Source organism: Zunongwangia sp. HRR-M8, from assembly GCF_027594405.1.
In the GTDB taxonomy this organism is placed as follows: Bacteria; Bacteroidota; Bacteroidia; order Flavobacteriales; family Flavobacteriaceae; genus Zunongwangia.
This window is the reverse complement of record NZ_CP115161.1, coordinates 1,575,504-1,589,870: the sequence shown is the minus strand read 5'-3', so window position 1 is coordinate 1,589,870 and position 14,367 is coordinate 1,575,504. Positions and strand designations below refer to the sequence as shown.

The 14,367-nt window shown below is 34.3% G+C and carries 13 protein-coding genes; 9 read left to right on the top strand and 4 right to left on the bottom strand.

Going from position 1 to position 14,367, the window contains the following annotated elements; translation table 11 throughout:
• From PBT89_RS06740 to PBT89_RS06715, 6 genes are all read left to right on the top strand, one after another.
• The gene (locus tag PBT89_RS06740) at positions 1-588 is read left to right on the top strand and encodes a Maf-like protein (protein ID WP_270063970.1); all 588 of its coding nucleotides are present in this window, start codon (positions 1-3) and stop codon (positions 586-588) included.
• 25 nt (positions 589-613) lie between these two features.
• Positions 614-1,513, top strand: a complete 900-nt coding sequence (locus PBT89_RS06735) for a septum formation inhibitor Maf (protein WP_270063969.1) — start codon at positions 614-616, stop codon at positions 1,511-1,513.
• A 1-nt stretch (position 1,514) separates the two neighbouring features.
• Entirely contained in the window at positions 1,515-2,054 is a 540-nt protein-coding gene (locus PBT89_RS06730) for a mechanosensitive ion channel domain-containing protein (protein WP_270058487.1), read from the top strand.
• A gap of 99 nt (positions 2,055-2,153) precedes the next feature.
• On the top strand, positions 2,154-4,646 hold the full coding sequence (locus PBT89_RS06725) for a PIG-L family deacetylase (RefSeq protein ID WP_270063968.1): 2,493 nt from the start codon (positions 2,154-2,156) through the stop codon (positions 4,644-4,646).
• Between the two features lie 111 nt (positions 4,647-4,757).
• Complete coding sequence (locus PBT89_RS06720; RefSeq protein ID WP_270063967.1) at positions 4,758-6,452, top strand: sodium:solute symporter; 1,695 nt, start codon at positions 4,758-4,760, stop codon at positions 6,450-6,452.
• 2 nt (positions 6,453-6,454) lie between these two features.
• On the top strand, positions 6,455-7,426 hold the full coding sequence (locus PBT89_RS06715) for a Gfo/Idh/MocA family protein (RefSeq protein ID WP_270063966.1): 972 nt from the start codon (positions 6,455-6,457) through the stop codon (positions 7,424-7,426).
• Positions 7,427-7,572: 146 nt separating this feature from the next.
• Here the strand turns inward: PBT89_RS06715 and PBT89_RS06710 are convergent, their stop codons facing one another.
• Complete coding sequence (locus PBT89_RS06710) at positions 7,573-8,298, bottom strand: hypothetical protein (RefSeq protein ID WP_270063965.1); 726 nt, start codon at positions 8,296-8,298, stop codon at positions 7,573-7,575.
• A gap of 52 nt (positions 8,299-8,350) precedes the next feature.
• Entirely contained in the window at positions 8,351-9,196 is an 846-nt protein-coding gene (locus PBT89_RS06705; RefSeq protein ID WP_270063964.1) for a DUF2911 domain-containing protein, read from the bottom strand.
• Between the two features lie 166 nt (positions 9,197-9,362).
• On the opposite strand from PBT89_RS06705, the gene PBT89_RS06700 reads away from it, so the two are divergent.
• From PBT89_RS06700 to PBT89_RS06690, 3 genes are read left to right on the top strand one after another with little or no spacing between them, the layout of a single operon-like run.
• Positions 9,363-9,869, top strand: coding sequence for an SRPBCC family protein (locus PBT89_RS06700; RefSeq protein WP_270058492.1), 507 nt, complete (start codon positions 9,363-9,365; stop codon positions 9,867-9,869).
• Between the two features lies 1 nt (position 9,870).
• Entirely contained in the window at positions 9,871-10,569 is a 699-nt protein-coding gene (locus PBT89_RS06695) for an SDR family NAD(P)-dependent oxidoreductase (protein ID WP_270063963.1), read from the top strand.
• The gene (locus PBT89_RS06690) at positions 10,569-11,882 is read left to right on the top strand and encodes a cryptochrome/photolyase family protein (protein ID WP_270063962.1); all 1,314 of its coding nucleotides are present in this window, start codon (positions 10,569-10,571) and stop codon (positions 11,880-11,882) included. Before PBT89_RS06695 ends, PBT89_RS06690 begins: the two co-directional genes overlap by 1 nt.
• Before the next feature lie 110 nt (positions 11,883-11,992).
• Here PBT89_RS06690 and kdsB read toward each other — a convergent pair whose 3' ends face one another.
• Together kdsB and PBT89_RS06680 are read right to left on the bottom strand one after the other, a co-directional pair.
• A complete protein-coding gene (gene kdsB / locus PBT89_RS06685; RefSeq protein ID WP_270063961.1) occupies positions 11,993-12,748 on the bottom strand; it encodes a 3-deoxy-manno-octulosonate cytidylyltransferase in 756 nt (251 codons plus the stop codon).
• Between the two features lie 65 nt (positions 12,749-12,813).
• The gene (locus PBT89_RS06680; protein ID WP_270063960.1) at positions 12,814-14,253 is read right to left on the bottom strand and encodes an ATP-dependent DNA helicase; all 1,440 of its coding nucleotides are present in this window, start codon (positions 14,251-14,253) and stop codon (positions 12,814-12,816) included.
• Between the last annotated feature and the right edge of the window lie 114 nt (positions 14,254-14,367).

Genomic DNA, 14,367 nt, shown 5'->3' with positions numbered 1-14,367 from the left:
ATGCTGAAGGAAATTTTAAAAAATAAAGAGATTATTTTAGCCTCAGGTTCTCCTAGAAGAAAACAGTTTTTTAAAGATTTACATATTCCATTTAAAGCTGATGTTCGCCCAGTGAACGAGGTTTACCCTCAAGATCTAAAAGGCACTGAAATTACCGATTATTTGGCTAAACTTAAGGCAGAAGCTTTTAATGATTTAAAGGCAAATCAGATTTTAATCACCAGCGATACCATTGTAAGTAATGAAGGTATTGCAATGGGCAAACCTAAAGATACAGCCGAAGCCAAACAAATGATCGCATCACTTTCAGGAAAAACACATAGTGTAGAAACCTCTGTTTGTTTTACGACCATAAAAACTCAAAAGATAGTACATTCTTCAACAAAAGTGACTTTTAAAGAACTTTCTGAAGAAGAAATAAATTTTTATGTTACCAATTACAAACCTTTCGATAAAGCCGGCGGTTATGCAATTCAGGAATGGATTGGATTTATTGGCATCACACATATCGAAGGAAGCTATTTTAACGTGGTGGGCTTACCTACGCATTTAGTGTATAAAATTTTAACCGAATTGGCATCTGCGTAATTTTCTTTAATTTTAAAAGAAAATTATGCTGAAAATCGCTAAAATTAGATATACAAGTATTTTTCTGTTATGCGTTGTATTTACAAACTGCAATAAAATTCCTGAGCCACCACAAGAACGCAAATTATCTTCTGAATTTAAAGAATATTGGTTTGATGGCACTGCTGAAGTTACTTCGTATAAATTAACACAGGCGCGATATGGAGAACTACGAGAAGGATCTGCTGTAAAAATCTTTGTAAAAGAAGATTTTTTACCCGAAGAGCAGGTAAAAGCCAACGAAGCTTCAGAAAGAACATTCCCGGTTTTAAAATTAAACAGTACTAAAAAATTTACCACAGGCATTTATCCATACTCGATTATGGAAAGTAGCTTTTATCCTTTGCACAAAGAAGGTCACGCTACAAAAATTTCTTCCTCGATCCAGGAATGGTGTGGACAGCAGTTTATTCAGCTTAACAATCGCACAAATTTTGAAATTCAATTAAATTCTTATTTCGAAAACCCGGCAGATAAACATTTCAATATTCCGAAGACATTTTTAGAAAATGAAATCTGGAATCTTATTCGTTTAAATCCTGAAGAATTACCTATTGGAACATTAGAAATGATTCCCTCTTTTGAGTATTTGCAGTTAGATCATAGAGAAACAAAATCCTATAAGGTGAATGCAAAAAGATCTAAACAGGATACGTTAGAAATTTATACACTACAATATCCAAAACTAAATCGCACTTTAAAAATCTTCTTTAAAGCAGAGTTCCCTTTTGAGATTGAAAAATGGGAAGAAATCACACCTTCCGGAAGCGGAGGAAATGCAAAAATGTTAACTACTAAAGCAATAAAAAATAAACGTCTAAAAATTGACTATTGGAACAAAAACAGCAAGAATGATGTATCTTTGCGCGAAAAATTAGGATTGTAAAATGAAGATTCTTGAAATTGCTTATTCCTCCCAACTCATTTATACAGGCTTAATGGTCGTATTGTTGCTGGTTATTAATCTTATTCTTAAAAAAACTGCACAACGTATAGGGAATAAAGGAGAAATTCACATCACAAGAATTCGTTTAATGTTTCGCTATATCAATATTCTTATAGTGATATTGGCCGTTTTTTTAATGGCTCTTGTTTGGGGTATGGATCTTCGGGATCTGGCTTTGGTTTTCTCTTCAGTCTTTGCGGTATTAGGCGTTGCTTTATTCGCAATTTGGTCTATTTTAAGCAACATTACTTCAGGAATCATCATGTTTTTTAACTTCCCCTATAAAATAGGCGATAAAATTAAAATACACGATAAAGACATGCCGATTGAAGCGGTAATCGAAGATATAAAAGCATTTCATCTTCATCTACGAACCGACGATGGCGAATTAATTACCTATCCTAATAACCTCATTCTTCAAAAAGCGGTTTCTCTAATTCAGAAAGATGTATTTTTAGATGAAGGCAAAAATGCGCTTTAAGATACTTAAATACTACATTTTAGATTAAAATCCCGCAATTTCGTCTAATGAAGCCTGTAAAAATTTTATATTTGGTTTTGTTTTAAACCAGGCATAACAATGCGCAGACTCCTATTACTTCTTATACTATTACTAAATTTAAGAATATCAGCCCAAGCACCAGAGAAGCTAAGCGCTTCAGAAATTTATGAGAAAATAGAAAAATTGAATTTCCTTGGTTCAGTTTTATATTTAGCTGCTCATCCCGATGATGAAAATACACAGCTTATCTCTTACTTTTCTAACAAAAAACATGCTAGAACTGCCTACCTTTCATTAACTCGTGGTGATGGTGGCCAAAATCTTATAGGTCCCGAAATTAGGGAGCGATTAGGCCTAATTAGAACTCAGGAATTACTTGCAGCTCGCCGTATCGATGGTGGAATACAATTTTTTAGTCGCGCTAATGATTTTGGATATTCTAAAAATCCTGAAGAAACTTTAGAAACCTGGAATAAGGATAAAGTCTTAGCAGATGTGGTTTGGATTATTAGAAATTTTAAACCAGATGTGATTATTAATCGTTTTGACCATCGTACCCCGGGAACCACACACGGTCACCATACTGCTTCTGCTATACTTAGTGTAGAGGCATTTGATATTGCTAAAGATAACTCTATTTATTCTGAACAATTAAAGTATACGAATACCTGGCAGCCCGAACGATTATTCTTCAATACGTCTTCTTGGTTTTTCGACAGCCAAGAAGCTTTTAAAGAGGCTACAAATGACGAGAAATATTTAGCTTTTGATACCGGCGCTTATTTTCCGCTAAAAGGACTTTCTAATCCAGAAATTGCTTCGCTTAGCCGTAGCCAACACCAATCCCAAGGTTTTGGTAGCACGGGCTCTCGTGGTAAACAAATGGAATATTTAGAATTGATAAAAGGATCTCAACCAAATTCAAGAGAAGATATTTTTTCAGGAATTAATACTACTTGGAGTCGCGTTGAGGGCGGAGCGGAAATCGGAGAAATTTTAAGCAATGTTCAGAGAAATTTTGATTTCACCAATCCTTCTGCGAGTTTACCACAGCTTTTAGAAGCTTACACGTTAATTCAGAATTTAGAAGATGAGCATTGGAAACAGATCAAATCTGAAGAAATTAAAGAAATTATCGAAGCTTGCGCCGGTCTTTACATGGAAGCCATCACAAACTCAGAATTTGCTTCGCCAGACGATCAGATTAAAATTAATATTGAAGCGATAAATCGTAGCGATGCCAAAATTGAATTAAAATCGATCGTTTTAAATCCACAAAATCGAGTTGAAGAAATTAATGCTGTTCTTCATGATAACGAAGATTGGAAAAAATCTTTCGAATATAAAGTTCCAAAGGATGCACCCTACACTTCGCCATACTGGTTAAATAAAAAAGGAACAGTGGGAATGTATCGTGTAGATAACCAAAAATTAATTGGAAAACCAGAAACTCCACACACCTCTACCGTTTCGTTTAAAATTGATATAAATGGTACTTCTATTCCGTTTGTAAAAGATATCGTTTATAAATATAATGATAATGTAACGGGAGAACGTTATGAGAATTTTGAAATTATCCCTCCAGTTTCCGTAAGTTTTCTGGACGATATAGTTCTTTTTCCAAATCAGGAAAGTAAAAATATCCAGGTAAAAGTAACGGCTAAAAAAGATAATATCAATGGTACTTTAAACTTAAATTTACCTTCAGGATGGCAAATATCGCCTAAATCTGAAGCGGTAAATCTTCCGCAAAAAGGAAGCAGTAGCACTTATACTTTTAAAATCACACCACCTTCAGAACAAAGTGAGATTTGGGTGAATCCTGAGTTTGAAACTTCAGGAAAAACCTATGAAGACGATATAATTACAATTAACTATCCTCATATCCCTACGCAAACTTTAGTAATTCCTTCTAAACTTAAATTAGCCAAAATAAAACTTCAGAAAAAAGGAGAAAATATTGCATATATCACCGGTGCAGGTGATGTTGTTCCAGAAAGTTTACGCCAAATTGGTTATAAGGTGAGTGTTCTTAACCCTGCAACAATTACTGCGGAATCTTTAGCAAAATATGACGCTGTTGTTACCGGAGTAAGAGCTTACAATGTTCTTGAAGAACTTCGCTATAAAAACGATGAGTTACTAAAGTATGTTGAAAATGGCGGAACGCTTATTTCTCAATACAATAAGGATCGCGGAATAACTGTAAACCAAATTGGACCTTTCCCTTTCAAGTTATCCTACGATCGCGTAACCGAAGAAGATGCTGAAGTAAATTTTGTTAACCAAGATTCGCCTGTTTTAAACTTCCCCAATAAAATTACCAAAAACGATTTTGACGGCTGGGTACAGGAACGCGGCTTATATTTTCCACACAGTTGGGACGACAATTATAGTACTGTTTTAGCTATGCACGATAAAAATGAACAAACTACTGAAGGTAGCCTTTTAGTTGCCAAATACGGTAAAGGTTATTATGTATACACCGGTTTAAGTTTCTTTCGACAATTTCCTGCAGGAGTTGCTGGATCGTATCGCCTTTTTGCTAACTTGCTTTCTTTAGGAAAATAATGGAAGAAAAGCCAGAAAAATACGAATGGAAAGTGCGATATACCGCCGTGCTTATCGTTAATGCAATTTATATTATTGTATTTTATTTTATAATGAAATCTTTCGCCTAACATGCAATTAATTGACTGGATAATTTTAATAGTTACCATAAGTTCTATTGTTTGGTATGGTGTTTACAAATCGCGAGGCAGCAAGAATGTACAAGATTATATAAAAGGCGGGGGTGATGCACAATGGTGGACGATTGGTTTATCGGTGATGGCCACTCAAGCTAGTGCAATTACTTTTTTATCTACACCAGGGCAGGCTTTTAATGATGGGATGGGCTTTGTTCAGATTTATTTTGGATTACCTATAGCCATCGTGATTATTTGCGTGGTTTTTATCCCGATTTATCATCGCTTAAAAGTATATACTGCATACGAATATTTAGAATCCAGATTCGACCAGAAAACAAGAATCTTAACCGCACTATTATTTTTAATCCAAAGAGGTTTAGCAGCAGGGCTTACCATTTTTGCTCCGGCAATAATTTTATCTGCAGTGTTAGGTTGGGATCTTACAACACTTACCTTCTTAATAGGAATATTGGTTATTATTTATACGGTCTCTGGCGGAACAAAAGCCGTTAGTGTAACTCAAAAACAACAAATGGCCGTTATCCTAACGGGGATGATTGCTACTTTTTTTATTATTCTACATTATTTACCAGAAAATATTACGTTCACCAAAGCCTTAGAAATTGCCGGTAGCGAAGGTAAAATGAATGTATTAGATTTTTCATTCGATTTTGATAACCGTTATACATTTTGGAGTGGAATTATCGGTGGAACGTTTTTATCGTTATCGTATTTTGGAACCGACCAAAGCCAGGTACAGCGCTATCTTTCTGGAAAAAGCGTAAGGGAGAGTCAGCTTGGAATGGTGTTTAACGGTCTACTTAAAGTACCCTTACAATTTTTTATTTTGTTAGTTGGAGTAATGGTTTTTGTTTTTTACCAATTTAATGATACACCACTTAACTTTAACCCTGCGGCAACCGAAGCTGTTTTAGATTCAGATTACGCAGAACAGTATAAAGATTTAATGGTTAACCACCGAGAACTCTTAGAGCAAAAGCAAGAACTTACTTTAAATTATGCTGAACAACTAGATCAAAATTCAGATACCCAGAATCAGCAATTCAAAGATCAGCTTTCAGCGTTAACTACAAAGGAATTTGAAAATCGTGAAAAAGCGAAAATGTTTATCGATGCGGCCAAAAGTACTGCAGAGAGTAATGATAAAGACTATGTTTTTATTCACTTCATCTTAAATAATTTACCGCGTGGAGTCATTGGCTTATTATTAGCGGTGATTTTATGCGCCGCTATGTCCTCTACAGCCTCAGAGCTTAATGCCCTGGCATCGACAACGACAATAGATCTTTACCGAAGAAATATCAAGACAGAGAAAGACGAAAATCATTATCTAAAAGCTTCAAAATGGTTCACGTTCATGTGGGGTGTTTTAGCCATCTTATTTGCTAGTTTTGCTAATCTTTTTGATAATTTAATTCAACTTGTAAATATTATTGGTTCCATTTTTTACGGCAATGTACTGGGAATATTTTTATTGGCTTTTTTCATCAAATACGTTAAAAGCAATGCCGTTTTTATTTCTGCAATAATTACTCAACTAATGGTTATCGCCGTTTACTTTTTAGACATCCTTCCTTACTTATGGCTAAATGTATTAGGGTGTTTATTAGTAATTTCAATAGCGCTGATAATCCAAACCATATTTTTAAAACCTAAATCTGCTTAACGATGAGTAAAAAAATTAACTGGGCTATTTTAGGTCCGGGTAAAATCGCTAAAAAGTTTGCTCTTGGCCTTACACATGTATCTAATGCCAATCTTTATGCTGTAGCCAGTAGATCCTTGGATAAAGCTAAAGACTTTTCTAAAGAAATGGGTGCTGATAAAGCCTACGGAAGCTATGAAGAAATGCTAAACGATACTGAAGTAGACGCTGTTTATGTAGCGACACCGCATGTATTTCATCACGAGCATACGTTACTTTGCCTAAAGCATAAAAAGGCTGTCTTGTGTGAAAAACCTTTTGCTATGAATAAAAATCAGGTAAAAGAAATGATCGATTTTGCACAAAAACAAGACACCTTTTTGATGGAAGCGATGTGGACGCATTTTCTTCCACATTTTCAATACACTGCGGAAATAATAAAATCTGGAAAGTATGGTAAAGTCCTATCTATGGAAGCTGATTTTGGCTTTGATGCGCCTTTTGATGCTGAAAGTAGAATCTACAATAAATCTTTGGGTGGCGGAAGTTTATTGGATATTGGTATTTACCCAATTTTTGCTGCCTTAAGTTTTTTAGGTAAACCAGAAAAAATAAAAGCAACAGCTAAAATGGCCGATACCGGTGTTGATGCCAGATGTCATGCAACTTTCATTTATCCTGAAAACGTAAAAGCTGAACTTTATAGTTTTGTTGATAAAGAAACCGATGTTGCCGCAACCATAAAGCTAGAAAAAGCTGAAATTTATATAAAACCCAGATTTCACAATCCAAGTTCAGTAGTAATTACCACACCTACCGAAAAGTTTACCAAAGAATTTGGCGTAACTGCTAACGGATATAACTTTGAAGCGGAACACGTAGGAAAAATGCTTTTGGAAGGCAGGAAAGAAAGTACAGAAATGACTTTTGCAAAAAGTTTAGAACTTATAGAAATGCTAGATAGCGTTCGGGAAAAAATAGGTTTAAAATATTAATAATATCATCCTTGTAAAAAATAAAAAGCTGGTCTCTCGATCAGCTTAGACTATCCAAAGTTGTGCGGATTAGTATTTAATTTTGCAAGAATATATACCAACTTCAAAATCCGCAGAGGGATTTTGAAGTTGGCGAAAACAAGCAATTACTTATAGCCATTATTAACATAAGCATTTTGTATTTTAACCTCATCAAGTTTATACAAAATAATTTTTGTTGTATCCCAGTAATGTTTTTTTAGAAACTTTTTTAATGATTGAAATTTAATCGGTTGGTGTGCGCCGTTTTTTGAGTAAAAAATATCATTTTGAAAATAAACAAAATGAATTATCCAATCATTTTTATTGACAAATCCCAATAACACATCATTAGGGATTGTGCTTTTTAAATTTTTAGAAGGCTTTGTTGGAATTTCTCTAATTTTTTTGAAATAATTATTTAAAATTTTCTCAGCAGACGCTCTATCAATAGTAGAACGAATTCCGAATAGACTTTCCTCAAAATTTTCATTATTCTGAAAATATTTCTCTAGGGCGTATGTATAACAATTTTGTCCTCCTTTTTTTACGGCTAATTTAAAAATATCTATATCTTCTTTGGTTCTCCATAACGTACTATCTTTAAATACTTTCCTGTATCTTTCGAAATAAGAAGTATCAATTTTTATATTTTCATTTTGAATACTGACTGTAATCGTGTCATTTAACCATAACATTCGCATTACTGTCGAATTCAATTTTGTTTCAACCGTATCTAGGACAACAGAGCTAATAGAAATTGGATTTTGAGATATTGCATCTGTCTGGCAATAAGCAGAAAAAAGTGCAAAATAAAATAACGAAACAGTAAATATTTTTTTCAACTTAGCCATCCTTTAAAATTATGCTAACATCTTCTTCATATTGTATATTTTGTTAATACAATTATTTAGCTTCCCATTCTTTCAAAGAGTCTTTATTCATTTTAATGTAATCTTTGTTTCCGGCTTTTTCAGCAGCAGCCAAAGATTTTTTCGCGGCTTCAATGGCTTCGTCTTTTTTACCAAGATCTGCGGCTATTAATGATTTTTTTCTTAGCATCCAGTAAGCATTAGGATTCGCTTCAGTAGCTTTAGTAATCCAATTCCAGGCTTTGTTTAAATCCTTTCCTGCATCGTGGTAATAAGATGCGGCAGCAAAGTAGTCCGCAGCGCCGGGACCATTCATCACTTTATCGATACTGGCCATGGTTTTTTCCTCCGTAGGAACTGAAAATTCTAAAAAAGCAATAGTATTTTCCCACAAGAAATTTAGATTTGCACCATCATTAGTCAGCTCATCAATTAAAATAGTAAAACTTTGCATCTGCATTCCCTCTGGCATCTCTACAACATCCGCTTTTGCTTTTAAGGCCACCATGTTATCGTCCCAAGTTTGTGGATTTCCCCAGTTATTGGTTGTTTTATAAAACATTACTTCCCAAGTCTCTTTATTAGGGATGGTATAAATAGAATATTTTCCAGCTTTTAAAGTTTTACCCTGAATTTTTATATCATCAGAGAAACTGATTACTGTATTTTCATTTGCTCCGGTTCTCCAGATTTCTCCGTAAGGTACAAGATCTCCAAAGATAGTCCTACCTCGCATTGCAGGACGCGAATAATCTAAAGTTATGGTTGTTAAACCTACCATCTGCTCTACTTTTGCAGAAGGACTTGGCTTAGGCGCCTGGATCTGTGCAGAAACCGACACTCCTAAAAATAAAATGAATAATTGTAGTAGTTTTTTCATGCTTATAGTTTTTAGTTTTGCTAAAGATAAAGACAATTTAAATTTAATGATTCTGAATTTTAAATTTTATTAAAATTCAGATCATTTACAATTTGTTTAACTTTAATCATTTTTAATTAAACATTTCTAATCGTAGTTTTATTCCAACAAAAAAAATTGCTACGAAATGCACCAGATCCATACCTTTCAAAAACTACCTATTTCTAAACAAAAAGCTTGGGAATTTTTATCTGATCCTAAAAATCTTAAAGTAATTACACCAGATTACATGGGATTCGATATCACTTCTGGTGGCGACCGCCCGATGTTCGAAGGACAGATAATCCAATATGTTGTTACACCTATTGCAGGAATTAAAACCAAATGGGTAACCGAAATAACCCATGTTAAAGATGGTGAGTATTTTGTGGATGAACAACGATTTGGTCCTTACGCATTGTGGCATCATAAACATTTTATTAAAGAAATAGAAGGTGGTGTAGAAATGGAAGATATCGTAGATTATAAATTACCGATGGGTAAATTGGGTGACTTGGCGCATCCATTTATGGTTAAGCCCAAACTCCAGGAAATATTCGAATATCGTAAAAAAAAATTAGTAGAGCTTTTTGGTGAATATAAAGCTCCACATAAAGATAATGATGCGACGCTAAAACAAGATATACTAAACTAATATGAAAAAGAATATTCTGCTTATAGGAGGTTCTACAGGAATAGGATTTGATATCGCAAAAAAGCTTTACAAGGATCATCATATTTTTATCGCCTCAAGAAACAAAGGTGACACTGAAGAATTAGAGATTACCCATTTAGAATTTGATGTTTTAAAAGATGATATTTCTTCTTTGGATCTACCTGAGAAGTTAGACGGACTTGTTTACTGTCCCGGGAGCATCAATCTTAAACCTTTTAAAATGTTAAAAACCAAAGATTTTGAAGAAGAAATGCAACTCAATTTCTTTGGTTTAATTAATGTTTTAAATGCATTGATACCCAAATTGAAAGAAGCTAATAAAGCAAGTCTTGTTTTCTTTAGTACGGTTGCAGTAAAAGTAGGCATGCCATTCCATACTAGCGTGGCTGCGGCGAAAGGGGCCGTTGAAGGTTTTGCAAAATCTTTAGCTGCAGAATATGCACCTAATCTAAGAGTAAACGTAATTGCTCCTTCTTTAACCGATACCCCTCTAGCCCAAAAACTCTTAAATAACGATAAGAAAAAAGAAAAGATGAGCGATAGACACCCGCTTAAAAGAGTGGGAACTACAAATGATATCGCGAGCATAGCTACATTTTTATTAAGCGATGACAGTAGCTGGATAACTGGGCAAATAATTGGAGTTGACGGCGGACTTTCAACGCTAAACATTTCGTAATGGGTAAAGAAAAAGTAAATATATTTTGGTTTAGAAGAGATTTACGATTGGATGATAATGTTGGATTTTTAGCAGCTTTAAAAAGCGATAATCCTGTTTTGCCAATCTTTATTTTTGATTCTGAAATTTTAGATAATTTACCGGAAGATGATGCGCGAGTCACTTTTATTTTCGATACGCTACAGAAAATGCGAAGCGAGCTTCAGGATAATTACAATTCGTCTATTGCAATGTTTCATGGGAAACCATCGGAAATATATAAGCAACTTCTAAAAGATTACCAAATCGGTAAAGTATTTACCAATCGTGATTACGAGCCATATGCTAAAGACCGTGATGAAGAAATTGAGCAGTTATTAGAAGATCATGACATAGATTTCGAAACTTTTAAAGATCAGGTAATTTTCGAAAAGGATGAAGTGGTAAAAGGTGACGGGGATCCTTATGTGGTATACACTCCTTATATGAAAACCTGGATGCAGCAATTCAAAGAGATGGATCTAAAGATTCATTATACTAGCCAGTTTTTAGATAATCTCATTCAAAATACAAGATTACCTAATTTAAGTCTTAGTGATATTGGATTTAAAAAATCATCTTTAAAAGTGCCTGATTTTGACACTACACCAACGCTTATTCAGCAATATGAAAATACCAGAAATATACCTTCTAAGGATGGCACGAGCCGATTGGGAGCACATCTTAGATTTGGTACGGTAAGCGTTAGAAAAATGGTGAAGAAAGCTAATAACGAAAAGAATAAAACTTTTTTGCAGGAATTGGTATGGCGCGAGTTTTTTATGCAGGTTTTATATCACAATCCTTCTACAATTACCGATGCTTTTAAAAAGAAGTACGATAAAATCAACTGGAGAAATAACGAAGATGAATTTGAAAAATGGAAAGCAGGTAAAACAGGATATCCTTTAGTTGATGCCGGTATGCGTCAACTTAACAAATCTGGTTTTATGCATAATAGGGTTAGAATGTTGGTTGGAAGTTTTTTATGCAAACATTTGCTTATCGATTGGCGATGGGGAGAAGCCTATTTTGCTGAAAAATTATTGGATTACGAAATGTCTTCTAACGTAGGAAATTGGCAATGGGTTGCCGGTAGTGGTGTTGATGCTGTCCCCTATTTCAGGATTTTTAATCCTACTACCCAAATTGAAAAATTTGATAAAGATGAAAAATACATTAAAGAATGGGTGGAAGAATATAATACCGAAGATTACCCTGAAAAAATGGTAGACCATAAAGAAGCTAGAGAGCGAGCGCTTTCAACTTATAAAGAAGCAGTTAGTAATAGTTAGTTGTTAGTTAAATTGAATAATTGCTAAATGACGAGGGCAACTTTAATAAAAGTTGCCCTTTTCTATTAATCGCCTTTTGTGATCAAAATCTTTACAATTTAAGAGTCGATCTATTGATCGTTATCATTCTTCAAATAACTCCTTGCTTTATCTAAATCTTCTGGCGTATCAATACCGATTGTTTGCATTTCGGTTTCTACCATCTTTATGTTTTTACCATATTCTAAATACCGAATACATTCAATTTTTTCAGCATTTTCTAACTGAAGCATGGGCAAATTGCGGAAGTCTAATAAAGCTTGTTTTCTAAATGCATAAATGCCAATGTGTTTATAATACATAACTTTAGCTTCGGTATTTCTTGGATAAGGAATTGGAAATCTCGAAAAATACAAAGCGTAGCCATTATTATCGGTAATTACCTTTACATTATTAGGATTGGTAATTTCATCGCTATCTTCTAAACCAACTTTTAAAGATGCCAAGTCTATACTGGCTGCATCGTCCTCAGCAAAAACATTTAGCAATCGTATCAAACTATTTTTATCGATAAAAGGCTCATCTCCCTGAACATTAACAACAATATCTACATCTATATCGTGAACGGCTTCTGCAAGACGATCACTGCCACAATCGTGCTCCTCCTTGCTTTTAATAACTTTACCGCCAAATGCTATAGCCGTATCGAAGATTTTATCACTATCGGTAACGATATACACCTCATCAAAAAGTCCTGTATTTTTTGCAGCTTCGTATGTTCTTTGGATTACCGGCTTGCCGTTTAGATCTTCCATTAATTTTCCAGGAAATCTAGAAGCGTCGTAGCGCGCGGGAATCATGGCTATTATCTTAAGTTTTTCTTTCATCAAAAATTTTTGATTATTTTTTACAAAATTAAGGTTTTAATTATGCTACCGCTGTTTAAGTTTCGTTAATCCTGCGTAACAAAAAAATCATCTTTAAAACCTATTAGATAAAGTTTATCAGTTGCACGTGTAACCGCCGTATACAGCCATCTCAAATATTCTTTCCCAACTCCGTTAGGTAAATAAGGTTGTTCTATAAAGACCGTATTCCATTGCCCACCCTGACTTTTATGACAAGTTATGGCATACGAGAATTTAACCTGTAGTGCATTAAAATATTTATTATTCTTTACCTTTAAAAATTTTTTATACTTCGCAGTTTCCTCTTCATAATCTTTCATTACCTCCTGGTATAGTTGATTCGATTCTTCAAAAGTTAGTGAAGGAGTATTACTCGTTAAAGTGTCTAACATAACCACAGTTTCAAAAGGCCTCATTTTTGGATAATCAACCATTTGTACAGAAACTTCAGCAAATCGAAATCCGTAAAGCTCTTTAATGGCAAAAATCTCTAAAACTTTTACAATATCGCCATTGGCAATAAATCCTGCTTCTGAAGTTGGTTTTACCCAAAAATAATTATTCTTAACCACCATTAAATAATCCCCCGCTGAAATTTCTTCTTCCTGAAACATAATTCGGGATCTTATTTGCTGATTGTATTGATTAGCGCGTTTATTAGATCGAACAATAATACTACAATCTTCGTTCCCCAAAGTATGATAGGCATCCTGTATGGCTTCCATAATTTCATAACCATCAACCAGCCTAACAACATCGGCTTTAGGACCTAATTCAAATTTAAAACTATCGTAAAATTCTTCTCGAATAGCTTCTCTAATAAGCGTTGCGTTATGCAGAATATCACTTTCTTCACTTTGCCGCACAACCTCGTCTAACTCGATATCTCCTACTTCTTTAAAAAAACCGGTGCGTAATTTATCTTGATCTAGTGCGGGACTCATATCCATTTTCACCGGTGGTAGCTGAGCCGTATCCCCTATAAATATCAACTGGCAATTACGCCCACTGTATACATATTCAATAACATCATCAAGCAAAGAGCCATTATCAAAGTTTTTAGAATCACCTGGATGATCTGCGATCATAGAAGCCTCATCTACAATAAAAATAGTATCCTTATGCTTATTGGGCTGTAACACAAATTGTACTCCACTACCACCTGTTTTCTTAGGAAAATAGATCTTTTTATGAATAGTAAAAGCTTCTCGCTTGGAGTAATTGGCAATTACCTTGGCTGCACGTCCCGTTGGTGCCATTAACACCCCAGATTTTTTTATTTTCCATAAATTTTTAACCAAAGCACTGATAATTGTTGTCTTACCAGTACCTGCAAACCCCTTAAGTAAAAAAAGGTCTTCATTACTTCCATCTACCGCAAATTTAGAGAGTTGTTGCAATGCAATATCCTGTTTTGCACGCGGTTGAAACCCCAAATCATTAATTAAAATTTTATAGAATGCTGAAACATTCGGTTTTTCCATAGCTGAATCTTCAAAAAACCAAAGATAATCATGGATTTTTAGGCAAGAAACTTTTACGAATAAAAAAAAATTGTAGATTTGTCGTATAACTCTAATAACTTAAATTAATTTCTT